Consider the following 23,129-nt stretch of genomic DNA (forward strand, 5'->3'; position numbering starts at 1 on the left):
AGAGATTAGACGACGACGTTGACCAGCTTCGGCGCGCGGACGATCACCTTGCGGACCTCGCGGCCGTCGATCGCCTTGATCACGCCCTCGTCGGCCAGCGCCAGCTGCTCCAGGTCGGCCTCGGAGATGTCGGGGGCAACCTCCAGGCGGGCCTTGACCTTGCCCTGGATCTGCACCACCGCGGTCACCGACTCCTCGACCAGCAACGCGGGGTCCACCGCCGGCCAGCCGGCGCGGGCGACGGTCGGCTGGTGGCCCAGCCGCTCCCACATCTCCTCGGCGGTGTACGGCGCGACCAGCGACAGCAGGATCGCCACGGCCTCCGCGGCCTCGCGCACGGCGGGGTCCTCCGGGCCGCAGCCCGAGTCGATGGCCTTGCGGGTCGCGTTCACCAGCTCCATGACGCGGGCGATCATCACGTTGAAGCGGTACGCCTCGACCAGCTCGGCCGCGTCGTGCACGGTCCGCGCGGTGACCCGGCGCAGCGCGACGTCGCCGCCCTCGCCCGGCGTGCCCGCCGGCGAGGTGACGTCGCCGGACAGCCGCCAGGCGCGCTGCAGGAAGCGCAGCGAACCGGCCGGCGACATCTCGGCCCAGTCGATGTCGTCCTCGGGCGGCCCGGCGAAGACCAGGGTCAGACGTACGGCGTCCACTCCGAACTCCGCAAGTTGGTCCCCCAGACTGACGCCGTTGCCCAGCGACTTGCTCATCTTCTTGCCGCGGTTGATGACGAAGCCCTGGTTCAGCTGGGCGGCGAACGGCTCGCCGACCTCCAGCATCCCCATGTCGCGCAGCACCTTGGTGAAGAAGCGCGCGTACAGCAGGTGCAGCACCGCGTGCTCCACACCGCCGACGTAGATGTCGGCCGGCATCCACGTCTTGGCCTTCTCGACGTCGAACGGGCCCTCGGTGTAGCCCGGCGAGCAGTAGCGCAGGAAGTACCACGACGAGTCGACGAACGTGTCCATCGTGTCGCTGTCGCGCCTGGCGGGACCGCCGCAGGTGGGGCACTCCACGTTGACCCAGTCCTCGGCCGCGGCCAGCGGCGACACGCCCTTGGGCTTCAGGTCGGCCCCGCGCAGCTCCGGCAGCTCCAGCGGCAGCTGGTCGTAGGGAACCGGGACCTCGCCGTCCTTCTCGCAGTGGATCACCGGGATCGGCACGCCCCAGTAGCGCTGCCGGCTCAGCAGCCAGTCGCGCAGCCGGAAGTTGACCGTGCCCTCGCCGGCGCCGTCGGCCTGCAGCCGCTCGATGATCGCGTGGATCCCGGCGGCCTTGTCGGTCAGCCCGTCCAGCGGGCCGGAGTTCACGTAGACGCCGTTGCCGGTGGTGGCCTCGTAGGTCTCCTCCGGGTTCGGCTCGCCGGTGTCGACGACGCGGCGGACCGGCAGGTCGAACTTCTTGGCGAAGTCCAGGTCACGCTGGTCGTGCGCGGGCACCGCCATGATCGCGCCGGTGCCGTAGTCGGCCAGCACGTAGTCGGCCGCCCACACCGGGATCCGCTCGCCGTTGACCGGGTTCACCGCGTGCACGCCCAGGAACACACCGGTCTTGGGACGGTCGGTCGACAGCCGGTCGACCTCGGTCGACTTACGCACCTCGGTCAGGTACTCGTCCAGCGCCGCGCGCTGCTCGTCGCTGACCAGGTCCGCGGCCAGCTTCGCGTCGGCGGCGACGACCATGAAGGTCGCGCCGTACAGCGTGTCCGGGCGCGTCGTGTAGACGGTGATCGGCTCGTCGCGGCCCTCGACCGCGAAAGCGACGTGCGCGCCCTCCGAGCGGCCGATCCAGTTGCGCTGCGCGGTGACGACGCGCGCCGGCCAGGTGGCCTCCAGGTCGTCCAGGCAGTCCAGCAGCTCCTGGGCGTACTCGGTGATCTTGAAGTACCACTGGGTCAGCTCGCGCTTGGTGACCTCGGCGCCGCAGCGCTCGCACTTGCCGTCGACGACCTGCTCGTTGGCCAGCACGGTCTGGTCGTTGGGGCACCAGTTCACCGGGCTGTTCTTGCGGTAGGCCAGCCCGCGCTCGCGGAACTTCAGGAACAGCCACTGCGTCCAGCGGTAGTACTCCGGGTCGGAGGTGTGCAGCCGGCGCGACCAGTCGAACGAGATGCCGTACCGCTTGAAGGACTCGTACTGCGTCTCGATGTTCGCGTAGGTGTACGTCGCCGGGTGCTCGTTGTTGCGGATCGCGGCGTTCTCCGCGGGCAGGCCGAACGAGTCCCAGCCCATCGGGTTCAGGACCTCGAAGCCGCGCTGCCACCAGTAGCGCGCGATCACGTCGTGCAGCGCGGTCACCTCGGCGTGACCCATGTGCAGGTCACCGCTGGGGTACGGGAACATGGTCAGCGCGTACTTCTTCTCGCGGGGCGAGTCGTCGTCGGCGCGGAACGGCTGCAGCTCGTCCCACACGGGCAGCCACTTCTGCTGCACCTGCTCGACGTCGTACGTCTCCTGCTCGCTCATTCTCGTCTCTCTCGTCTGTGGCGGGTTCGGCTCTGCTGACCTGGAGGCACAAAAAAGCCCCTCGGGCACGAGGGGCAGCCGCGTCGAACGTGCGTCTCGACGCGGCTAGGTAAGGAGCGAGTTCAACCGCATACGCGTCATGCTACCTCTCATGACGCTCACAGACATGTTCCGCCTCGACGGCAAGGTCGCCGTCGTCACCGGCGCCTCGAGCGGCCTCGGTGTCGCGTTCGCCCAGGGCCTGGCCGAGGCGGGTGCCGACCTCGCGCTGGGCGCCCGCCGTGTCGACCGCCTGGCCGACACCGCCGCGCTCGTCGAGGGAGCCGGACGCCGGGCGCTCAACGTCGAGACCGACGTTGCCGACCCGGACGCGTGCACGAACCTGGTCGCGCTGGCGATGGAGGAGTTCGGGCGGGTCGACATCCTGGTCAACAACGCCGGCATCGGCACGGCGGTCCCGGCGACCCGCGAGACCCCGGAGCAGTTCCGGCAGGTCATCGACGTCAACCTCAACGGCTGCTACTGGATGGCGCAGGCGTGCGGCCGGGTCATGCAGCCCGGCTCGAGCATCATCAACATCAGCTCGGTGCTCGGCATCACCACGGCCGGGCTCCCCCAGGCGGCGTACGCCGCGTCGAAGGCCGGGCTGATCGGGCTGACCCGCGACCTCGCCCAGCAGTGGACCGGGCGCAAGGGCATCCGCGTGAACTCGATCGCGCCGGGGTTCTTCGACTCCGAGATGACCGACCAGTACCCGCCGGGCTACCTCGAGTCCCAGGCGCCGCGGATCCCCACCGGCCGCAAGGGCGACCCGGCCGAGCTCGCGGCCGCCGTCGTCTTCCTCGCCTCCGACGCCGCCGGGTACATCACCGGTCAGACGATCGCCGTCGACGGTGGGCTGACGATCACGTGAGGTCTGTTGACAGGTTCACCAGCGAGGGCGCCTCCGCCGAGGTCAGCGCTGGCGGTAGGCGACGACCACCGACGGGCGCGGGAAGTCGTCGGTGTGCGGCCAGGTGCTGGCCTGGTTCTCGAACGTCGCGCCGTCGATCTCACCGGGGTGCTGGACGGCGAAGAACAGCGACCGGCTGTCGTCGGCGATCAGCGGGCCGCAGGCCTCGGCGCCGCGCGGCATGGTGACGAACTGCAGCACCTGGCCGCGGTTCGGGCCGGCGACCGGCACCCGGAAGATGCCATCGTTGGAGCCGAGCACGTTGCCGTCGGTCGAGACCCACAGGTTGCCGTCGTCGTCGAACGCGACGTTGTCGGGGCAGCTGATCGGGCTGACCTTCGACTTGTCGAAGCCGCCGAAGTAGGTCTCGGCCGCGGCCGGGTCGCCACAGACGAGCATCAGGTCCCAGCCGAACGTGGTCCCGGCGTGGTCGTCCGGCGTGATCTCGAGGACGTAGCCGTTGCGGTTGCCGCTCGCCGAGGTCAGCGGGGCGCCGAGCTTCGAGCGCACCATCGACGACGCGACCGGGTTGGCCTCGTCGACCGGGAGGGACTGCGAGCCGCGGCTCGAGTTGTTGGTCAAGGCGGCGTACACCTTGCCGTTGACCGGGTTCACCTCGACGTCCTCGGGCCGGTCCATCTTGGTCGGGCCGACCTTGTCCGCCGCGAGGCGGGTGAAGATCAGCACGTCCGCGACCGACATGCCCTCGACGAACGACTCGGTGTCGGAGCACAGCGGGATCCACTCGCCGGTGCCGTCGTACACGTTGTCCTCGGAGCCGTCACCGGTGAACTTCGCGACGTACAGCGTGCCCTGGCTCAGCAGCTTCTTGTTCTTCGTGCGAGCCGCCCGGCTGCTGCCCTTGGCGACCTTGTTCTTCGACACGAACTTGTAGATGTAGTCGCCGCGCTCGTCGTCGCCCATGTAGGCCACGACCTGGCCGCTGTCGGCGATGGCGACGTTCGCGCCCTCGTGCTTGAAGCGGCCGAGCATCGTGTGCTTGACCGGCGCGGAGTCGGGCTCGAACGGGTCGACCTCGACGATCCACCCGAACCGGTGCGGCTCGTGCGGCTCCTGAGTGAGGTCGAAGCGGAAGTCGACGTCCTTCCAGCCCTTGGTGCCGGTGCCGGTGATGCCGTAGCGCGCGTACTGCGCGGTGTAGCGCGGGTCGAGCGCCCCGGACTTGTCGAAGTACTGGTTGAAGTTCTCCTCGCCCGACAGCACGGTTCCCCAGGGCGTCGTCCCGCCGGCGCAGTTGTTGAGGGTGCCGAGGACGCTCTTGCCGGTCGGGTCCGACGACGTCTTCAGGCGGTCGTCGCCCGCGGCGGGCCCGTCGAGCACGAAGCGGGTTCGGATGTGGATCCGGCGGTTGTACGGCGTCGCATCCAGCTTGGACTCCTGGTACCACGAGCCCGGCACCAGGCCACGCCGGATCGCCACGACCGACAGGCCGTGGTTGAACATCGCGATCGACTTGATCTCGTCCGCGCTGTAGCGGCTGGCCGGGAACATCAGGTTCTCGTCGGTGTACTCGTGGTTGACCACCAGCAGCGCGCGCTTCGGGTCGCCCTCGATCGGCAGCACGCCGACGTAGTCGCAGTTGTAGCCGAACTGCTTCATCGCAGCCTGCGCCGACTGGTTGTGGACGTCGAACGCCGGGGCGCCCGGGACCACGGGGTCGCCCCAGCGGATCACGACGCTGTGGTCGAAGCCGGCCGCCGTCGTCACGGCGTCGCGCTTGTTCGGCTGCACCGGGGAGAACGCCGCCCGGCCGAGGTGGCCGCTGGAGGCGCCGCCGCCCGGGCGGCCGGCGGGAGCGCCGGAGGCCGCCGCGGCCGGGGCCGCCGTACCAAGGACGCTGCCGACCAGCAGCGCGCCGGAGGTCGCGGCCGCGCCCTTCAGGACGGCGCGGCGCTGGACCGCCTTGGCCACCTGGTCCTGGATGTGACCGTGCTCGGTCGGGTTGGGCTCGGGGTGGTCGCAGGCGTTGCCGCAGCGGAAGAAGCAGGTCATGTAGCTGCGGGAGCCGTGCCGAGCTCCGGTCGACAGCAGCGGGAGTGGGGCACGGCCCTCGGGCGCAGGTGCGATCGTCATGGTCCGGAAGGTAGGGACGGCAGGTGGTGCGCAGGCGATCCCCACATGGCGGACACGTGAACGGCGGACGGCGTCGTACTCCCGGTATGTTCTGCCCATGGCAGTCCGTGTGGTCGTCATCGGTGCTGGGTTCGGCGGTCTCGGCGTGGCGCGCGCGCTGCGCGAGGCGGGGATCCGTGACATCACCATCCTCGAGCGCGCCGACGACGTCGGCGGGGTGTGGCGCGACAACACCTACCCCGGCGCCGCCTGCGACGTGCCGTCGCCGCTGTACTCCTGGTCCTGGGCCACCAACCCCAGCTGGGGACGGCGCTACTCCGGCCAGGCCGAGATCCTCGACTACATCCAGCGCACCGCGGAGGCCGAGGGGCTGCGCGAGCTCGTGCGCACCGGCACCACCGTCACCTCGCTGGAGTACGTCGACGACGCGTGGCGGGTCACCACCGACTCCGGCGTCCTCGAGGCCGACCTCGTCGTGTGCGCGACCGGGCAGCTCTCGAACCCCGTCGTGCCGGCGATACCGGGCGCGGACTCCTTCGCCGGGCCGATGTTCCACTCGGCGCAGTGGCGCCACGACGTCGACCTGAGCGGCAAGCGGGTCGCGGTGGTCGGGACCGGTGCGAGCGCGATCCAGTTCGTCCCCGGCATCGCGGATCGGGTGGCGTCGATGACGGTGTTCCAGCGCTCTGCGCCGTACGTGCTGCCGAAGCCGGACACCGGCTACACCGAGCGCCACCACCGCCTGTTCGCGAAGTACCCGTCGGTGCCCGCGGGCGAGCGGCGGCTGACGTACTGGATCACCGAGCAGTTCAACGGCGCCCTGGAGGGCACCTCCTCCATCGCCAAGCCCCTGATGGCCGCGCTGCGCGCGACGTGGAGGCTGCAGCTGCGCCGGCAGGTCCGCGACCCGGAGCTGCGCCGCAAGCTCGTGCCGGACTACGAGATGGGGTGCAAGCGGGTCCTGTTCTCCAACGACTGGTACCGCACGCTCGACCGCGACCACGTCGACCTGACGACGGAACCGGTCACCGCCGTCGAGCCGGGCGGGGTCCGCACCGGCGACGGCACGCTGCACGAGGCGGACGTGCTGATCTGGGGCACCGGCTTCGCCGCGACGGAGTTCCTCGGCGGACTCGACGTGCGCGGCGCCGACGGCAGCTCGCTCAAGGAGCTCTGGGCCGATGGCGCCCGCGCCCACCTCGGCATCGCGATGCCGGGCTTCCCGAACCTCTTCGTGGTCTACGGCCCGAACACCAACCTCGGCGGCAGCTCGATCATCGGCATGCTCGAGGCGCAGGCCGGTTGGATCGCCCAGGTCGCGCGCCGGGTCGACGCCGGCCAGGCGCACCGACTGGCGGTCCGTCCCGAGGTCTGGCAGGCCTACGACGCCGAGATGCAGCGCCGCCTCGGCGACAGCATCTGGGCCGGGTGCGACAGCTGGTACCGCGACGGGCAGCGGATCACGACGAACTGGCCCGGCCTGGTCGCGGAGTACAAGCGGCGCACCGCGACCGTCGACTGGTCCGAGCTCGAGGAGCTCGCACCCCGCTAGGCCGCCGGGGAGCCGGCGATGTTCACCATCCACTCGACGCCGAACTTGTCGGTGAACATCCCGAACGAGTCGCCCCAGGGTGCCTTCTCGAGCGGCACGCCGAGGGTCCCGCCGGCGCTGAGGCCCTCGAACCAGCCGCGCAGCGTGGCCTCGTCGTCGCCGCTCAGCGAGATCGAGCCGTTCGCGATGTCGCCTCCGGTGTCCATGTGGCTCGGGACATCGGCGCCCATCAGCTGCACGGCGTCCGAGACCACCAGCTGGGAGTGCATCACCAGGTCCTGCTCGGCGTCCGGCACGCCCATCCCGCCCTGGTCGGCGAACGTCATCACGGTCAGCTCGCCGCCGAGCACGGACTGGTAGAAGCCCATCGCCTCACGGGCCTGGGCGCGGAAGTTGAGGTAGGGGTTGAGCACGGTGGCCATCGGGTCTCCTCGGATCGGGTCGGGTCGGGTCGATGCGTTGACCGCCGTCGCGGTCGGAACTCATCGCACCGTAGAACCGGCCACCGACAGCGCCTCGTCGACCGCGTCGAGCAGGTCACGCGGGTAGGCGTACACGGCGGCGGCGCCGGCGTCCATCAGCTCCTGACGTCCGAAGCCGCCGGACAGCAACCCGATCGTCGGGTCCCCGCGGCGCTCGGCGGCCTGCACGTCCCACACCGCGTCGCCGATCATGACCGCGCGACCGCCGCCGACCTTCGCCAGCGCCTCGTCGAGGAGCTCGGGGTCGGGCTTGGACTCCTCGGCGTCCTCGCTGGTGGTCCACGCGTCCGCGAGCTCCTCGGCGCCCAGCAGCTCGAGCGCGTGCTCCGCGTGCTTCGGGATGCTGGAGCTGGCGAGCACGACCTTGAGGCCCGCCTCGCGCAGGCCGCGCAGCAGGTCGGTCGCGCCGTCGAAGAGCCGCGTCTCGCCGATCATGGCGTCGTACTCCCGCTCCCACCGCTCGCGGATCTCGTCACCGTGGTCCCGCTCGACGTCGTCGCCACCGACCGCGGCGACCAGCCGGTCCCCACCGAGGCCGATCGCGCGGTGGAGGGCCACCAGCGGGACGTGCCTCTCCAGCACCTGCTCGAAGGCCCGCGACCAGGCCAGCGCGTGGTGGTAGTTCGAGTCCAGCAGGGTGCCGTCGATGTCGAGGACGGCCACGTCGAAGTCAGCCATGCGGTCGCGGTGCCCGACCCCGGCGGTGGCTACACCTGTGCCTACACCTGTGCCTGGGCCTTCGCCCAGCGGTAGTCGGCCTTGCCCGAGGGCGAGCGCTCCACGCGCGGCACCCGCACGATCGCCTTCGGCAGCTTGTACCCCGCGATGTGCCGGCGGGCCTCGTCGAGCAGCTCCTCGTCGGTGGCCGTGCTGCCCTCGTCGAGCTGGACGACCGCGACCACCTCGCTCCCCCAGCGCTCCGACGGCCGGCCGACCACGACCACGTCGCGGACCGCCGGGTGGGCGACGAAGGCCCGCTCGACCTCCTCGACGAACACCTTCTCCCCGCCGGTGTTGATCGTGACGCCGTCCCGGCCGAGCAGCTGGATCCGGCCGTCCTCGAGCAGGTTCGCCCGGTCGCCGGGGATCGAGAACCGCTCGCCGCCGATCACCGGGAACGTCCGGGCCGTCTTCTCCGCGTCGCCGAGGTAGCCCAGCGGCACCCGACCGCGCTGGGCCAGCCACCCGCCACCCTCGCCCGGTTCGAGCACCCGGCTGAACAGGTCGTCGACGACGGTGGTCGCGGTGACGGGCGTGAACGTCGCGGTGTCCGCCTCCATGCCCTTCAGCGACATCGAGCTCATCTGCAGCCCGGTCTCGGACGCGCCGGCTGCGTCCATCACGATGATGTGCGGGAGCGCGGTCAGCAGCCGCTCGCGCACCGTCGGCGTCAGGGCGGCGCTGCCGTTGTTGACCGCGGCGAGCCCGGACAGGTCGTAGCTCCCGCGCTCGATCTCCTCGACCAGGGGCAGCGCGACCGCGTCGCCGACGACCGGGATGCTCACCGCCCGCTCGCGCTCGGCGACCCGGAGGACGTCGGCGGGGTCGAAGCGGCGCACGTCGTCGGGCAGCACGATCTTGCCGCCGCCGCTGATGGTGTGGAACGTCGACCACTGGGCCGCGCCGTGCATGAACGGCGGCACCATCATCAGGCACATGCCGCCGCCCCCGGCGACGGCCGCCTCCGCGACCTCGTCGTACGACGTCCGTGGCACGTCGGTGCCGAACGGCGTGCCGCCCATCGACGTCACGTAGATGTCGTCGTTGCGCCACAGCACGCCCTTCGGCATGCCCGTGGTCCCCCCGGTGTAGAGGATGTACAGGTCGTCGCCGGACGGGACCGGCATGCCGGTGGCGGGCGCCGGGGTGGCGAGGACGGTCTCGTAGTCGACCGCGCCCGGGAGCAGCGCGTTGCCGGAGTCGTCGGCGACCTGGACGAGCACGTCGAGCCCGGGGACCCGGTCGCGGATCGCGGCGACGCGCGGGGCGAACTCGGCGTGGTAGACCAGCGCCCTGGTCCGGGCGTCGGTGAGCAGGTAGAGGAGCTCCTCCTCGACGTAGCGGTAGTTCACGTTGAACGGCGCGACCCGGGCGCGGTAGCCCGCGACCATGCCCTCGAGGTACTCGTTGCCGTTGCGCAGGTAGAGACCGAGGTGGTCCTGCCCGGACTCGTGGCCGGCGAGCCCGTCCCGCTCCGTGTGGCAGCCGAGCCCCCGCTCGACGAGGAAGTGCGCGAGGCCGTCGGCGCGCGCGTCGACCTGGGCGTAGGTGAGCCGCCGGTCCTTCCAGACCAGCACCTCCTGGTCGGGCACCGCCGCGGCGACGGTGGCGAAGACCGTCGCGAGGTTGAAGCCGTCCGGACCGGGACCTGACATGCGACACCGCCTTGTAGAACAGGTTCTCGTTCCGGCGATGCTAGCCGAACGCGGAACGGCGCCCGGGGTGTCCCGGGCGCCGTTCCGTGGTGCAGGTGTCGCTGGCTCAGGCCAGGTCGAACCGGTCGAGCTCCATGACCTTGGTCCACGCGGCCGCGAAGTCGCGCGCGAACTTCTCGTTCGCGTCGGCGCTGGCGTAGACCTCCGAGAGCGCGCGCAGCTGGGAGTTCGAGCCGAAGACCAGGTCGACCGCGGTCGCGGTCCACTTCACCTCGCCGGACGCCAGGTCGCGGATCTCGTAGACGTTCTCCTCGGTCTCCGATGCCTTCCACTGCGTGCCCGGGGACAGCAGGTTCGTGAAGAAGTCGGTCGAGAGGACGCCCGGGCGGTCGGTGAGCACGCCGTGCTGCGCGCCGCCGACGTTGGCGCCGAGCGAGCGCAGGCCGCCCACCAGCACGGTCATCTCCGGAGCGCTGAGGCCCAGCATGTACGCCCGGTCGACCAGCAGCGTCTCGGGCTGCAGCTTCTCGCCGGCACGCAGGTAGTTGCGGAAGCCGTCGGCGCGCGGCTCGAGGACCTTGAACGACTCGACGTCGGTCTGCTCCTGGGTCGCGTCGGTGCGGCCCGGGTGGAACACGACGTCCAGCTCGATGCCCGCGTCCTTCGCGGCCTTCTCGACCGCGGCCGTGCCGGCCAGGACGATCAGGTCGGCGAGCGAGATCTGCGCACCACCGGCGCCGTTGAACTCGGCCCGGATGCCCTCGAGGGTCTCCAGGACGGTCGCGAGCTGCTCGGGCTGGTTGACCGCCCAGCTGCGCTGCGGCTCGAGGGCGATCCGGGCGCCGTTCGCGCCGCCGCGCTTGTCGGTGGTGCGGAAGCTGGCAGCCGAGGCCCACGCGGTCGAGACCAGCTGCGAGACGGTCAGGCCGGAGCCGAGCACCTTCTCCTTGAGCGCGGCGATGTCGGCGTCGCCCACGAGCTCGCCGGTGACGGGCGGGACCGGGTCCTGCCACAGCTGCGGCTCCGGCACCCACGGGCCGAGGAACCGCTCGACCGGGCCCATGTCGCGGTGCAGCAGCTTGTACCAGGCCTTGGCGAAGGCCAGCGCGAACTCGTTGGGGTTCTCGAGGAAGCGGCGCGAGATCTTCTCGTACTCCGGGTCGAAGCGGAGCGCGAGGTCGCTGGTCAGCATCGTCGGCTTGCGCTTGGGCGAGTCCGGGGTCGGGCCGGGGACGATGTCCTCGGCGTCCTTCGCGACCCACTGGTGCGCGCCGGCCGGGCTCTTGGTGAGCTCCCACTCGTAGCCGAACAGGAGCTTGAAGAAGTCGTTGCTCCACCGGGTCGGCGTGGTGGTCCAGGTGACCTCCAGGCCCGACGTGATCGCGTCGGCGCCCTTGCCGGAGCCGAACGCGCTCTTCCAGCCGAGGCCCTGCTCCTCCAGCGGCGCGGCCTCCGGCTCCGGGCCGACCAGGTCGGCGTCGCCGGCGCCGTGGGTCTTGCCGAACGTGTGGCCACCGGCGATCAGCGCGACGGTCTCCTCGTCGTTCATCGCCATCCGGGCGAACGTGTCGCGGATGTCGCGGGCCGATGCCAGCGGGTCCGGGTTGCCGTTCGGGCCCTCGGGGTTGACGTAGATCAGGCCCATCTGGACGGCACCGAGGTTCTCCTCGAGCGTCCGCTCGTCGGCGTACCGCTCGTCGCCGAGCCAGGTGTCCTCGGGGCCCCAGAAGATCTCCTCCGGCTCCCAGACGTCCTCGCGGCCGAACCCGAAGCCGAACGTCGTGAAGCCCATGTCCTCGAGCGCGACGTTGCCGGCGAGCACGAGCAGGTCGGCCCACGAGATCTTCTGGCCGTGCTTCTGCTTGACCGGCCACAGCAGGCGGCGCGCCTTGTCAAGGTTCGCGTTGTCGGGCCAGCTGTTGAGCGGGGCGAACCGCTGCCCGCCGTCACCAGCGCCACCGCGGCCGTCGTAGATGCGGTAGGTGCCGGCGGCGTGCCAGCTGAGGCGGATCATCAGGCCGCCGTAGTGGCCGAAGTCGGCGGGCCACCAGTCCTGCGAGGTGTTCAGGACCTGGACGATGTCACGGCGCAGCTCGGCGAGGTCGAGCTTCTCGAACTCCTTCGCGTAGCTGAAGTCCGGGTCCAGCGGGTTGCCTGCGGGCGAGTGGGCGTGCAGGACCGAGAGGTCCAGCTGGTTCGGCCACCAGTCCTTGTTGGTGTGCGGCCGGCCACCCGTCTTCGGCGTCGGCGAGTCGATCGCCGGGTTCTCGCTCTCGCTGCCGTCGTGCGCGACGGGGCATCCACTGTCGGTCATGTCGTTCCTTCCACGGGTTTCACTCGGTCACTCGGGTTGCGTGCGGGTGGAGCAGGTGGGGCACAGGCCCCAGTAGACGACCTCGGCCTCGTCGATCACGAAGCCGTGGTCGTCGGACGCGGTCAGGCAGGGCGTGTGCCCCACCGCGCAGTCGACGTCGGCGATCAGACCGCACGAACGACACACCAGGTGGTGGTGGTTGTCGCCGGTGCGGGACTCGTAGCGGGCGACCGAGCCGGCCGGCTTGATCCGGCGTACGAGACCGTGGCCGGTCAGTGTGTGCAGCGAGTCGTAGACGGCCTGGTGGGACACGTCGGGCAGGTCCGCGCGCACCGCGCCGAGGATCGCCTCGGTGTCGGCGTGGGGGTGCGCGTGCACCGCCGCGAGCACCGCGAGCCGAGGCCGCGTGACCCGCAGGCCGGCCTCTCGCAGCTGGTGCTCGGGTGCCGTGGTCACCCGCGCAGTCTTGCGCGCTTTCTTGAACGAGTCAAGAAAACACGCGGTGACATCACGGCGTCGGCAGCGTGGAGATGTCGATGACGAACCGGTAGCGCACGTCGGCGGCCAGCACTCGCTCCCAGGCCTCGTTGACCTGGTCCGCGGCGACGATCTCGACGTCCGGCGCGATGCGGTGCTGGGCGCAGAACTCCAGCATCTCCTGGGTCTCGGCGATGCCACCGATCGTGGAACCGGCGAGCGAGCGCCGGTTCTGGAACAGCGTGAACACCTGGACCGGCAGCCGCTCCGGCGGGGCCCCGACGCACACCATGGTGCCGTCGAGGGCGAGCAGCTTGAGGTAGGCGTCGAGGTCGACCGGGGCGCTCACGGTGTTGATGATCAGGTCAAACGAGCCGCGCAGGCGCTTCATCGTCTCGCGCTCGCCGGTCGCGTGCACGTGGTCGGCGCCGAGTGCCCGTGCGTCGTCGGCCTTGGCGAGCGTCCGCGACAGCACGGTGACCTCAGCGCCCATCGCGTGCGCGATCTTCACCGCCATGTGGCCGAGGCCGCCGAGCCCGACCACCGCGACCCGGCTGCCCGGGCCGGCGTTCCAGTGCCGCAGCGGGGAGTACGTCGTGATCCCGGCGCAGAGCAGCGGCGCGGCCTTCTCGACCGCGATGCCCTCGGGGATCCGCAGCACGAAGTGCTCGTCGACGACGATGTGGCTGGAGTAGCCACCCTGGGTGATCGAGCCGTCCCGGTCGGTGGCGGCGTAGGTGTCGGTGAACCCGCGCGCGCAGTACTGCTCCTGCCCCGCGACGCACGCGTCGCACTCGCGGCAGGAGTCGACCATGCAGCCCACCCCGACCAGTTCGCCCACCGCGTGCGTGGTGACCTCGGCGCCCACCCGTGCCACGGTGCCGACGATCTCGTGGCCGACGGTCTGCGGGTAGGCGATGTCGCCCCAGTCGCCGCGCACCGTGTGGATGTCCGAGTGGCAGATGCCTGCCCAGGCGATCTCGATCAGCACGTCGCGCGCGCCGACCTCGCGACGCTGGACGGTGCCGGGCTCGAGCGGGGCGGTGGCGGACACGGCGGTGTAGGCAGCAGCGAGAGTCACGGCTGCACCCTAGGCGCCGACCGACCATCTCCTCGACACTGCCGGAAGGCCGACACCCCGACAATGCCGGAAGGCCGACGGACCCGGAAATGCCGGAAGGCCGCCCGCAGGCGGCCTTCTCGATCCGGTGGAGCTGAGGGGACTCGAACCCCTGACCCCCTGCATGCCATGCAGGTGCGCTACCAGCTGCGCCACAGCCCCATTGCTTCCCCGACGAGCGGGTGACAACTCGCGGAATACTAGCCAACCCGATCCGCCGATGCGAAATCGGGGGTGTCAGACGACCCGGTTGTAGGCGCGCAGCCGCAGGGCCCCGCCCGGCTCGGCCTGGTCGAGCTCGACCCAGCCGCAGTTGTCGAGGCCGTGCAGCGCGGCGCGCTCGGCCGCCGGGAGCCCGAGCAGCACCGGCACCGCGTCGCGGATCGCGGCACCGTGGGACACGGCGATCGCCAGCTCCCCCGGACCGGTCGAGGCGAGCAGCTCGGTCAGGGCCGCGACCATGCGGGCCGACACCTCGGCGGTCGTCTCACCGCCGGGGACGGCGTCGAAGTCACCCGCGCGGAACCGGTCGAACAGCGCGGCCTCGCCCTCGCGCACGTCGGCGTGGGTGCGTCCCTGCCAGTCGGCGAGGTAGTACTCGCGCAGCCGCGCGTCGTACGTCGGCTCGAGCCCGCTCTCCTTGGCGACGTACGACGCCGTCTGCCGCGCGCGGGCGCTGTCGGACGACCACAGCAGCGCCGGTCCGAGCGCGGCCAGTGCGGGCGCCGTGGCGGCCGCCTGGGCGTGGCCGGTGTCGTCGAGCTCGACGTCGAGCTGGCCCTGGATCCGCCCCTCGGCGTTCCAGGGCGTGCGGCCGTGCCGGAGCAGGATGAGCCGGCGCGCCTCAGCGCTCATGCGAGACGACGTCGGCCGGGAGGTCGATCAGCGGGCAGTCGCGCCACAGCCGCTCGAGCGCGTAGAACTCGCGCTCCTCCTCGTGCTGCACGTGGACGACGATCTCGCCGTAGTCGATGAGCACCCACCGTCCGTCGCGCTCGCCCTCGCGGCGGATCGGCTTGGCGCCGATCTCGCGGAGCTTGTCCTCGACCTCGTCGACGATCGCCTTCACCTGGCGGTCGTTGGTGGCCGAGGCCAGCACGAACGCGTCGGTGATCGCGAGCTGGTCGCTGACGTCGAACGCGATGATCTTCTGGGCGAGCTTCTCGGAAGCGGCGCGGGCCGCGGCCTCGACGAGCTCGATGGCGTGGTCGGTGGCAGTCATGCAGAGTCCTGGGGTTCCTTGGGATACAGGTCGTGCTTGGCGATGTACTGGACGACGCCGTCCGGCACGAGGTACCAGACCGGCTCGCCGCGCCGCGTGCGCTCGCGGCAGTCGGTGGAGGAGATCGCCAGGGCGGGGATCTCCACCATGGTGACGCGGTCGGCGGGGATCGACGCAATCGTCGACTCGTCCATGGTGTAGCCGGGCCGGGTGCAGCCGACGAACCGGGCGAGCTCGAAGAGGCCCTCCGCGTCGCGCCAGGTGAAGATGTCGGCCAGCGCGTCGGCGCCGGTGATGAAGTAGAGCTCCGCGTCCGGCATCTCGGCCTTCAGGTCGCGCAGCGTGTCGATCGTGTACGTCGTGCCCGGCCGGTCGATGTCGACGCGGGAGACGGTGAACCGCGGGTTGGACGCGGTCGCGATCACCGTCATCAGGTAGCGGTCCTCGGCGGGCGTCACCGTCCGGTCCGCCTTCTGCCAGGGGGCACCGGTGGGGACGAACACGACCTCGTCGAGGTCGAACCACGCCTGCACCTCCGACGCGGCCACGAGGTGGCCGTGGTGGATCGGGTCGAACGTGCCACCCATGACCCCGACCCGCCGGGGCAGGGGGCGCAGAGGCGTGTCGCTGCTCAGCTGTGCTCGCGTCCCGCGCCGAAGAACATCAGCCCGAGGATCAGCGCCATGAGGATCACCAGGGTCACCCCGCCGACCAGCCAGTGGTTCGGCACGTTGGGGTTCTCGGTGTGCAGCACGGTCAGGAGCGCGTTCATGCCCCGAATCCTAGCGTCACGGACGGACGTGACCGTCGCCGGTCACGACGTACTTGGTCGAGGTCATCTCCGGGAGCCCCATCGGGCCGCGGGCGTGGAGCTTCTGGGTGCTGATGCCGATCTCGGCGCCGAAGCCGAACTCGCCGCCGTCGGTGAACCGCGTCGACGCGTTGACCAGCACCGCCGCCGAGTCGACCGCGGCCGTGAACCGCCGGGCCGCGGCGACGTCCTCGGTGACGATCGCCTCGGTGTGCTGGCTGGAGTAGCGACGGATGTGCCGGATCGCCGCGTCGAGGTCGGGTACGACGGCCGCGGAGATGTCGAGCGAGAGGTACTCCTGCTCATAGTCGTCCTCGGTGGCGGGCACCACCCCGTCGTACGCCTCGAACGCCGCGTCGCCGTGGATCGTGACGCCGGCGTCCTGCAGCGCCGAGACCACGCGGGGCAGGAACGCCCCGGCGACGTCGGCGTGCACCAGCAGCGACTCGGCGGCGTTGCAGACGCTCGTGCGGTGGGTCTTGGCGTTCAGCACGATCGCGAGCGCCTTGTCGAGGTCCGCGGCGCGGTCGACGTAGACGTGGCAGTTGCCGACACCGGTCTCGATGACCGGGACGGTCGACTCCTCGACGACCGAGCGGATCAGCCCCGCTCCCCCGCGCGGGATCAGCACGTCGACGTGGCCGCGGGCGCGCATCAGCGCCTTCACGCTGTCGTGGGTGTCGCCCGGCACCAGCTGGACGACGTCCGGCTCGAGGCCCGCCCCGGCGATCGCGTCACGCAGCACCGCGACGATCGCGGCGTTGCTCGAGCGGGCGCTGGAGCTGCCGCGCAGGAGCACGGCGTTGCCGGACTTCAGGCAGATGCCGGCGGCGTCGGCGGTGACGTTGGGGCGCGCCTCGTAGATCATGCCGACGACCCCGAACGGCACGCGGACCTGGCGCAGCTCGAGCCCGTTGGCGAGCGTCCCGCCCCGGACGACCTCCCCGACGGGGTCCGGGAGGCCGGCCACGTCGCGCAGGCCCTGCGCCATCGCGTCGAGACGGTCGGGGGTGAGCCGGAGCCGGTCGATGATGTTGGCCGGCGTGCCGCCCGCCTCGGCCCGCTCGACGTCCTCGGCGTTGCCGGCGAGGACCTCGTCGGCCCGGGACAGGAGGGCGTCGGCCATGGCCAGCAGCGCCCGGTCCTTCTCGGCGCGCGTGGCCAGCGCCAGGCCGTGGCTCGCGGCGCGGGCGCGCTCGGCGACGGCGATGACGTCGTGCGCCGGGTCAGTCGTGCTCATGGGGCGAGGTTAAAGCAACCAAACGGCTCCGGGGACCGTCGTACGCTCGTCGGAATCATCGCAGCGCCCGCGCTGCCGTCGGGGAAGGACCCGCCTTGTTCCTCCGCTCCTCTCGAGCCCTCGGGCTCACCGCCGCACTCGTGCTCACGGTCCCGGTGCTCGCCGCCGTGCCCGGCGCGACCGCGGCCCCTGAAGACCAGCCGCGTGCGGCCGAGACCCCGGCGATCTCGCTGTGGGCTCCCGACCACGTCACCGCGTACGGCTACCGGAACAGGGCCTGGACCGACCTCGGCCTCCGGGTCGTCGCGGAGGACGGCCCGTTCGAGCTGTGGTCGAACCGGCCGTCGTACGACCAGGAGATCCAGACGGTCTGGAAGGCGCCCGGCGGCGACGTGACGCTGCCGCTCGGGGCGATGGACACCTTCTCCGGCCTCGACGGCTTCCTGAGCCTCGAGGTCGATCCCACGGGGCGCGGCAAGACGCTCACGTTCACCCGCAAGGCCTGCCTCAACGGCTACTCCGAGCGGGTCGAGCCGTCGGCGCCGGCACGCTCGCCGTACCCGACCGGCTGCTGGTACAACGCCTACAGCGTCGGCTCGGTCCAGGGCGTCCAGGAGGGCTGGGCGACGCCCGTCCTCACCACCGAGCGGCCGCTGCGCATCCCGGCGGGCGAGTACACCGTGACCGCCCGGATCGCCCCGCTGTACGCCGACCTGTTCGGCCTCACCGAGGAGCAGGCGACCCGCACGCTGTCGCTGACCGTCACCGACGACAGCCCGGAGCCGCCGCACGAGCACCGGAGCCCGGCGTACCGCCCGGCGGCACACGCGCCGACCGGCCCGCAGGGCGCCCGCGCCGACGGCCCGATGCCGGACCTGCGCTCGCTGCCCGCCTGGGGCATCAACGTCGCCGAGAACGGCAACTTCCTGCGCTTCTCCGCCACGGTGTGGAACGCCGGCAACAGCCCCGTGGTCGTCGACGGCTTCCGGACCGCCGACGAGGAGATGACGGCGTACCAGTACTTCTTCGACGCCGACGGCAACCAGACCGGCTACGAGGAGGTCGGCTCGATGGAGTGGGACGCCAAGCCGTCGCACTCCCACTGGCACTTCGAGGACTTCGCCCGGTACTCGCTGCTCAACGCCGACATGGTCGAGGCGGTGCGCTCGCGCAAGGAGGCGTTCTGCCTCGCGAACACCGACTCGGTCGACCTGACGGTCGCCGACGCCGAGTGGAAGCCGGAGAACACCGACCTCTTGACGTCGTGCGGTGACTACTCCTCGCTGTCCATCCGCGAGGTGCTCGCCGCCGGGTGGGGCGACACCTACACGCAGTACCGCGCCGGACAGTCCTTCGACCTGCGCGGGCTGCCGAACGGCACCTACTACATCGCGGTCCTCGCGAACCCGGAGAACCGGCTCGTGGAGTCCGACAAGACCAACAACCTCGAGCTCCGCGAGATCCGACTGAAGGGCAAGGAGGGCGCCCGCAAGGTCGTCGTGCCGCAGGTCGGCATCATCGAGGAGGAGGGGTACGGCGGGACCGGCTGACCCCAGCCGACGGTCACGGTGTCGCCAGGCCGTGCGGCGCCGGCGCCCGGTCGCCCAGCAGGGACACCGCGAGGGCTCCGACGCCGGCGCCGACGACGAGCGGCAGCACCGAGCCGAGCGGGAAGAACAGCAGCAGGATCAGCACAGTCGCCAGCGGGCGGCGCAGCACGGCACTGGCCGCAGCCGCGCCGCCCGCGGCGACCGCCGCCCCGAGCGGGACGGCCGACCAGACCTCGGTCAGCGCGATCGCGGCCGTCATCCCCATGAACACCGACGGGAAGATCTGGCCGCCGAACCACCCCGTGCTCAGGCAGGCCAGCGTCGCGACGAGCTTGAGTGCCACCAGCGCGAGCAGCGCCGTCGCGGCGGTGTCCCCCGCCGAGTCGATGAGGTCCTGGCCCTGGTGCTCCCCGGAGAACAGCGTCAGTCCGTCGAGCGCCCCGCAGCACCCGAGCACCAGCCCGCCGACCACGGCCCGCGGCACGGTCGCCGGCGCGAGCCGGGCCGCCCAGCGCTGGGCGGGCTCGGTCGCGAGGAGCAGCAGCAGGCCCGCGACCGCAGCCGGTACGGCGGCCAGCGCCGACCAGCCGACGGCCCCGAGCAGCTCACGCGCGCTGTCGGTCTCCACGGCCGGGAGGTCGTACTTGGTGCCGGACCCGGGCAGCACCACGAGCATCGTCACCAGGCCGGCGACGCCAGCGACGAACGACGCTCCGATCATCCGGACCTTCTTGTCGCTGTCCCTCCCCCGCTCGAGCGGCAGCGCGATCGCGGCGAGCGGACCGCCGAACAGGCCGGACAGCGCGCCGGACGCCGAGATCAGCGCCGCCTCGCTGCGGCTGGTCCGCAGGATCCGTCCGACCCGGTCGCCGAGCCCGGTCGCGAGCACGATCAGCGGCGCCTCCGGCCCGAGCGAGGCGCCGAACGCCAGCGACACCACGCCGAGCAGCACCGCCCGCGCCAGGTAGCTGACCTTCACCGGCGGCTTGTGGTCCTCGTCGACGACGTCGTCGAGCCCGTCGAGCGCGTCCTCGAGGTCGTGCGGGGTGTCCCGGTCGTGCCGGGCGCGCAGCGCCCCGACCGCGAGTCCGCCGAGTCCGCACAGCACGATCACCTGCCAGGCCCGGTCGCCCGGCAGCAGCCGCGGGTCGGTCCCGTCCCACAGCAGCTCGGTCGTCAGGCGGACGGCCTCGAGGTACAGCCCCGCGACCGCGCCCACCGCGCCGCCGAGCACCAGCGCCAGCCACAGGGTTCTCGCCACGGCCTCAGGCTAAGGGGCAACCGCCGCCCCGCGGGTCGCCCGATTCGGCCGAGAGTGTCACTCGGTGGCGTGCCAGTCCTGCGCGGCGACGATCGCCTCGACGCGGGCGGCGGCGCGGTCGGCGACCGGGTTCTCACCGGCGCGGGACGCGAGCTCGACGAGTGCGTGGAGGTCGGCGGCCCGGGCGAGGTCGAGCGCGTGCTCGGGCCGGGTCCCGCGCAGGGCGCCGTACGCCGCGAGCACGCCGCCGACGTACGCCGGCGCGCGGTCGAAGCGCAGCAGGTTGCCGAGGTCGGTGAACGGGTGGCCCGCGTGCGCGAACTCCCAGTCCAGGACGCCGGTGACCTCCAGCGAGTCCGGGTCGACGAGCAGGTTCTTCGGGTTGAGGTCGCTGTGCACCAGGCAGGTACGCCGCTCCTGGTCGAGCACGGTGTGCGCGCGAGCGGCGAGCGCGCCGAGCGAGTCGGGCAGCTCGACGTCGTACCGCTCGATGCGCAGCTCCCCGTCGGCGAAGACGCCGCGGGTGAGCAACGGCATGCCGCCGAGGACGCCGGCCACGCGGCCGAACGACTCCCCCACCCGCCGCAGCCCGGCGTCGTCGAGGGTCGGCAGCAGCAGGTCGCCGCGCACCCCGGGCAGGAAGGACGTCACGAGCAGCCCCGGTCGGACCTCGAGCACCTCCGGCACGGGCAGCAGTCCGCGGACCAGCCGCAGCAGCGCCGCCTGGATCTCCGCGGCCTGCGGGGAATGGCGGAGGCCGGCGAAGATCCGCACCACGGTGCGGTCTCCGCCGGCCTCTGCGACGAACGTCTCCCCGGACCAGCCACCCTCGAGCGGCTGGAGAGAAGCGAACGGGTCGTCCGCCTCAGGCGGGTCCATTGACCCGTGAGAGGCGGACGACCCGTTCCCGAGGTCCAGGATCAGCCCTTGCGCTTGGTGATCTCCTCGGCCGCAGCCGGGAGGACCGAGTTCAGGTCTCCGACCACACCGAAGTCGACCAGCTCGAAGATCGGGGCTTCCTCGTCCTTGTTGACGGCCACGATGGTCTTCGAGGTCTGCATGCCGGCGCGGTGCTGGATCGCGCCGGAGATGCCGGCGGCGACGTACAGCTGCGGCGACACGGTCTTGCCGGTCTGACCGATCTGGAAGGTGTGCGGGATCCAGCCGGAGTCGACGGCGGCACGCGAGGCGCCGACCGCCGCGCCGAGCGCGTCGGCGAGGCCCTCGATCGGCTCGAAGTTGCCGGCGGTGCCACGACCACCGGCGACGACCGCGGCCGCCTCGGTGAGCTCGGGGCGACCGGTCGCCTTGCGCGGCTGGGAGGCCACGATCTGGGCGCCCTTGGCGGCGTCGGAGACGGTCGCCGCGAACTCCTCGACGGTGCCGGCGCCCGCGGACTCCTCCGGAGCGGCGGAGTTCGGCTTCACCGTGATGATCGGCGTGCCCTGGGTGACCTTGGCCTGGACGGTGTAGTTGCCCGCGAACACGCTCTGCGTGGTCACCGGGCCCTCCTGCACGTCGACGGCGTCGGTGATGAGGCCCGAGCCGATCTTGATCGCGAGGCGCCCGGCGATCTCCTTGCCCTCCGCGGTGGAGGGGATCAGGATCGCGGCGGGCGAGGCCTTCTCGGCGAGCTGCTGCAGCGCCTCGGCCTTCGGGGCCACCAGGTAGCCCTTGATCTGCGCGTCGTCGACGACGTAGACCTTCTCCGCGCCGTACGCCTTGACCTTCTCGGCCACCTCGGCGCCCTGGGCGCCGCTGCCGATGAAGACCGCGGACGGCTCACCGAGCCGCTTGGCGATGGTCAGGAGCTCGTACGTCGGCTTGCGCACGGCGCCGTCGACGTGGTCGATGAGAACGAGAACTTCAGACATCAGTCGGCTCCTCAGATGAACTTCTTCGAGGCGAGGAACTCGGTCAGCGCCGTGGCGCCCGAGCCGTCCTCGTCCTTGACGATCTCGCCGGCGGTGCGCGGCGGGCGGGGCGTGGTCTCCTCGACCGCGGTCCACGCGACCGAGAGGCCGACGTCGCCGGCGTCGACACCGATGTCGCTCAGCGACCAGGTCTCGAGCGGCTTCTTCTTGGCGGCCATGATGCCCTTGAACGACGGGTAGCGCGCCTCGCCGGACTGGTCGGTGACCGACAGCACCAGCGGCATGGTCGCGCCGATGACCTCGGTCGCGGTGTCGCCGTCCCGCTTGACGCGGACCTGGTCGCCCTGGGTCTCGATGACCGAGGCGAGAGTGACCTGCGGCAGGTTCAGGCGCTCGGCGAGCATCGCCGGGACGACGCTCATGACGGCGTCGGTCGAGGCCATGCCGCAGACGACGAGGTCGGCCGGACCGGCCTTCTCGACGGCCTTGGCGAGGACGAGCGACGTGGCGACGGCGTCCGAGCCGGCGATCGCGTCGTCGACCACGTGGATGCCCTTGTCGGCACCCATCTGGAGCGCCTTGCGCACGGCGTCGACGGCCTTCTCGGGGCCGATGCAGACCGCGGTGACCTCGGTGTCGTCGCCGGCCTTCTCCTTGATCTGGAGGGCCTGCTCGACGGCGTACTCGTCGAGCTCGGACAGGAGCCCGTCGACGCCGACACGGTCCACGGTGTTGTCCGACTCGAACTGCCGGTCGGCAGTGGCGTCGGGAACGTACTTCACACAGACGACAATGTTCATAGTGGTGTGTGGCCGGAGCGGCCCCTCCTGTGCACTAGGTGTGTGGTCGTGAGGCTACCGTCGCGTACGCGCCGTAGAAACTCGCTGGAGCGTCGGCTTTGTCACAGCGACGCTGTCAGGGTCGGGATGTTCCCTCAGGGCCGGATGACCCGCTCGAGGATCCGGCCCACGACGAGGTAGCCGACCGCGGCCAGCCCCCAGTTCGTCAGGGCGTTCTTGGTCTCGGCGTCCTCTCCGGTGAAGTGGAAGACCCCGTTGTCGCGGGAGAACACGTCGAGGTCGACCGTGTCGGCGACGTCGAGGACGAAGCTCACCAGGGCGTTGTCGCGGTTCGCGTCGAGCGCGATGAGCAAGGCTCCGACGGCGAGGAACAACGCGCACACGACGGCGGCCGCCCACACGACCTGGCTCACTCGGAGCCGGATGGTGCTGCCTGCCCTCGTCGACTTCCGGTCTGCCACGGACGAAGGATGGCACAGCGGCCGAGGTTCCAAACCTCACCCCGGGGCCGGCGCGGGAACAGCAGACCGGCCCCGGCGG

The 23,129-nt window shown here is 71.5% G+C and carries 21 protein-coding genes and 1 tRNA gene; 3 read left to right on the forward strand and 19 right to left on the reverse strand.

All coding sequences use genetic code 11. The features are described from left to right. Positions 1-5: 5 nt before the first annotated feature. Complete coding sequence (gene leuS, locus ABD875_RS08875) at positions 6-2,465, reverse strand: leucine--tRNA ligase (protein ID WP_345173552.1); 2,460 nt, start codon at positions 2,463-2,465, stop codon at positions 6-8. Between the two features lie 151 nt (positions 2,466-2,616). On the opposite strand from leuS, the gene ABD875_RS08880 reads away from it, so the two are divergent. Beyond that, entirely contained in the window at positions 2,617-3,378 is a 762-nt protein-coding gene (locus ABD875_RS08880; RefSeq protein ID WP_345173554.1) for an SDR family NAD(P)-dependent oxidoreductase, read from the forward strand. Positions 3,379-3,420: 42 nt separating this feature from the next. Here the strand turns inward: ABD875_RS08880 and ABD875_RS08885 are convergent, their stop codons facing one another. Continuing rightward, a complete protein-coding gene (locus ABD875_RS08885) occupies positions 3,421-5,511 on the reverse strand; it encodes a PhoX family protein (protein WP_345173555.1) in 2,091 nt (696 codons plus the stop codon). Positions 5,512-5,608: 97 nt separating this feature from the next. Between ABD875_RS08885 and ABD875_RS08890 the strand changes: the two genes are divergently transcribed. Further along, positions 5,609-7,063: a flavin-containing monooxygenase gene (locus tag ABD875_RS08890; protein WP_345173557.1), complete on the forward strand. Its 1,455-nt coding sequence runs from the start codon at positions 5,609-5,611 to the stop codon at positions 7,061-7,063. Here the strand turns inward: ABD875_RS08890 and ABD875_RS08895 are convergent. The 12 genes from ABD875_RS08895 to ABD875_RS08950 form a co-directional block, all read right to left on the reverse strand. Beyond that, a complete protein-coding gene (locus ABD875_RS08895) occupies positions 7,060-7,485 on the reverse strand; it encodes a VOC family protein (protein ID WP_345173559.1) in 426 nt (141 codons plus the stop codon). The two genes, ABD875_RS08890 and ABD875_RS08895, sit on opposite strands and share 4 nt — an antisense overlap. A 60-nt stretch (positions 7,486-7,545) precedes the next feature. Further along, positions 7,546-8,223: an HAD family hydrolase gene (locus ABD875_RS08900; RefSeq protein ID WP_345173560.1), complete on the reverse strand. Its 678-nt coding sequence runs from the start codon at positions 8,221-8,223 to the stop codon at positions 7,546-7,548. A gap of 41 nt (positions 8,224-8,264) precedes the next feature. Further along, the gene (locus ABD875_RS08905; protein WP_345173563.1) at positions 8,265-9,920 is read right to left on the reverse strand and encodes an acyl-CoA synthetase; all 1,656 of its coding nucleotides are present in this window, start codon (positions 9,918-9,920) and stop codon (positions 8,265-8,267) included. 106 nt (positions 9,921-10,026) lie between these two features. Continuing rightward, positions 10,027-12,234, reverse strand: coding sequence for a catalase/peroxidase HPI (gene katG, locus ABD875_RS08910; RefSeq protein ID WP_345173565.1), 2,208 nt, complete (start codon positions 12,232-12,234; stop codon positions 10,027-10,029). Between the two features lie 27 nt (positions 12,235-12,261). Then, positions 12,262-12,690, reverse strand: a complete 429-nt coding sequence (locus ABD875_RS08915) for a Fur family transcriptional regulator (protein ID WP_345173567.1) — start codon at positions 12,688-12,690, stop codon at positions 12,262-12,264. Positions 12,691-12,742: 52 nt separating this feature from the next. Then, a complete protein-coding gene (locus tag ABD875_RS08920; protein ID WP_345173570.1) occupies positions 12,743-13,792 on the reverse strand; it encodes an NAD(P)-dependent alcohol dehydrogenase in 1,050 nt (349 codons plus the stop codon). Between the two features lie 128 nt (positions 13,793-13,920). Continuing rightward, a tRNA-Ala gene (locus tag ABD875_RS08925) sits at positions 13,921-13,993 on the reverse strand. 75 nt (positions 13,994-14,068) lie between these two features. Then, the gene (locus ABD875_RS08930; protein WP_345173572.1) at positions 14,069-14,686 is read right to left on the reverse strand and encodes a histidine phosphatase family protein; all 618 of its coding nucleotides are present in this window, start codon (positions 14,684-14,686) and stop codon (positions 14,069-14,071) included. Next, positions 14,676-15,053, reverse strand: coding sequence for a ribosome silencing factor (rsfS, locus tag ABD875_RS08935; RefSeq protein WP_345173574.1), 378 nt, complete (start codon positions 15,051-15,053; stop codon positions 14,676-14,678). Before rsfS ends, ABD875_RS08930 begins: the two co-directional genes overlap by 11 nt. After that, on the reverse strand, positions 15,050-15,688 hold the full coding sequence (gene nadD, locus ABD875_RS08940; protein ID WP_379188271.1) for a nicotinate-nucleotide adenylyltransferase: 639 nt from the start codon (positions 15,686-15,688) through the stop codon (positions 15,050-15,052). Before nadD ends, rsfS begins: the two co-directional genes overlap by 4 nt. Further along, complete coding sequence (locus tag ABD875_RS08945; RefSeq protein WP_345173576.1) at positions 15,685-15,825, reverse strand: hypothetical protein; 141 nt, start codon at positions 15,823-15,825, stop codon at positions 15,685-15,687. The genes nadD and ABD875_RS08945 overlap by 4 nt, the downstream gene beginning before the upstream one ends. A gap of 16 nt (positions 15,826-15,841) precedes the next feature. Beyond that, complete coding sequence (locus ABD875_RS08950) at positions 15,842-17,104, reverse strand: glutamate-5-semialdehyde dehydrogenase (protein ID WP_345173578.1); 1,263 nt, start codon at positions 17,102-17,104, stop codon at positions 15,842-15,844. Between the two features lie 95 nt (positions 17,105-17,199). Between ABD875_RS08950 and ABD875_RS08955 the strand changes: the two genes are divergently transcribed. After that, the gene (locus ABD875_RS08955) at positions 17,200-18,654 is read left to right on the forward strand and encodes a lysyl oxidase family protein (RefSeq protein ID WP_345173580.1); all 1,455 of its coding nucleotides are present in this window, start codon (positions 17,200-17,202) and stop codon (positions 18,652-18,654) included. 13 nt (positions 18,655-18,667) lie between these two features. Here the strand turns inward: ABD875_RS08955 and ABD875_RS08960 are convergent, their stop codons facing one another. From ABD875_RS08960 to ABD875_RS08980, 5 genes are all read right to left on the reverse strand, one after another. Further along, positions 18,668-19,915, reverse strand: coding sequence for a chloride channel protein (locus tag ABD875_RS08960; RefSeq protein ID WP_345173582.1), 1,248 nt, complete (start codon positions 19,913-19,915; stop codon positions 18,668-18,670). Between the two features lie 57 nt (positions 19,916-19,972). Continuing rightward, positions 19,973-20,794, reverse strand: a complete 822-nt coding sequence (locus ABD875_RS08965) for a phosphotransferase family protein (RefSeq protein ID WP_345173584.1) — start codon at positions 20,792-20,794, stop codon at positions 19,973-19,975. A 41-nt stretch (positions 20,795-20,835) separates the two neighbouring features. Beyond that, positions 20,836-21,789, reverse strand: a complete 954-nt coding sequence (locus ABD875_RS08970) for an electron transfer flavoprotein subunit alpha/FixB family protein (protein WP_345173586.1) — start codon at positions 21,787-21,789, stop codon at positions 20,836-20,838. 11 nt (positions 21,790-21,800) lie between these two features. After that, positions 21,801-22,571: an electron transfer flavoprotein subunit beta/FixA family protein gene (locus tag ABD875_RS08975; RefSeq protein ID WP_425576188.1), complete on the reverse strand. Its 771-nt coding sequence runs from the start codon at positions 22,569-22,571 to the stop codon at positions 21,801-21,803. 152 nt (positions 22,572-22,723) lie between these two features. Further along, positions 22,724-23,050 (reverse strand): hypothetical protein, encoded by a 327-nt coding sequence (locus ABD875_RS08980; RefSeq protein ID WP_345173590.1) that lies wholly within the window; start codon positions 23,048-23,050, stop codon positions 22,724-22,726. Positions 23,051-23,129: the final 79 nt, after the last annotated feature.

Source organism: Nocardioides caricicola, assembly GCF_039541135.1.
Lineage (GTDB): Bacteria > Actinomycetota > Actinomycetes > Propionibacteriales > Nocardioidaceae > Nocardioides > Nocardioides caricicola.

Excerpts from the sequence above, each read along its gene's own strand:
- leuS (WP_345173552.1), bottom strand. The coding sequence starts at position 2,465 with ATGAGCGAGCAGGAGACGTACGACGTCGAGCAGGTGCAGCAGAAGTGG.
- ABD875_RS08880 (WP_345173554.1), top strand. The coding sequence starts at position 2,617 with ATGACGCTCACAGACATGTTCCGCCTCGACGGCAAGGTCGCCGTCGTC.
- ABD875_RS08885 (WP_345173555.1), bottom strand. The coding sequence starts at position 5,511 with ATGACGATCGCACCTGCGCCCGAGGGCCGTGCCCCACTCCCGCTGCTG.
- ABD875_RS08890 (WP_345173557.1), top strand. The coding sequence starts at position 5,609 with ATGGCAGTCCGTGTGGTCGTCATCGGTGCTGGGTTCGGCGGTCTCGGC.
- ABD875_RS08895 (WP_345173559.1), bottom strand. The coding sequence starts at position 7,485 with ATGGCCACCGTGCTCAACCCCTACCTCAACTTCCGCGCCCAGGCCCGT.
- ABD875_RS08900 (WP_345173560.1), bottom strand. The coding sequence starts at position 8,223 with ATGGCTGACTTCGACGTGGCCGTCCTCGACATCGACGGCACCCTGCTG.
- ABD875_RS08905 (WP_345173563.1), bottom strand. The coding sequence starts at position 9,920 with ATGTCAGGTCCCGGTCCGGACGGCTTCAACCTCGCGACGGTCTTCGCC.
- katG (WP_345173565.1), bottom strand. The coding sequence starts at position 12,234 with ATGACCGACAGTGGATGCCCCGTCGCGCACGACGGCAGCGAGAGCGAG.
- ABD875_RS08930 (WP_345173572.1), bottom strand. The coding sequence starts at position 14,686 with ATGAGCGCTGAGGCGCGCCGGCTCATCCTGCTCCGGCACGGCCGCACG.
- rsfS (WP_345173574.1), bottom strand. The coding sequence starts at position 15,053 with ATGACTGCCACCGACCACGCCATCGAGCTCGTCGAGGCCGCGGCCCGC.
- ABD875_RS08945 (WP_345173576.1), bottom strand. The coding sequence starts at position 15,825 with ATGAACGCGCTCCTGACCGTGCTGCACACCGAGAACCCCAACGTGCCG.
- ABD875_RS08950 (WP_345173578.1), bottom strand. The coding sequence starts at position 17,104 with ATGAGCACGACTGACCCGGCGCACGACGTCATCGCCGTCGCCGAGCGC.
- ABD875_RS08965 (WP_345173584.1), bottom strand. The coding sequence starts at position 20,794 with ATGGACCCGCCTGAGGCGGACGACCCGTTCGCTTCTCTCCAGCCGCTC.
- ABD875_RS08970 (WP_345173586.1), bottom strand. The coding sequence starts at position 21,789 with ATGTCTGAAGTTCTCGTTCTCATCGACCACGTCGACGGCGCCGTGCGC.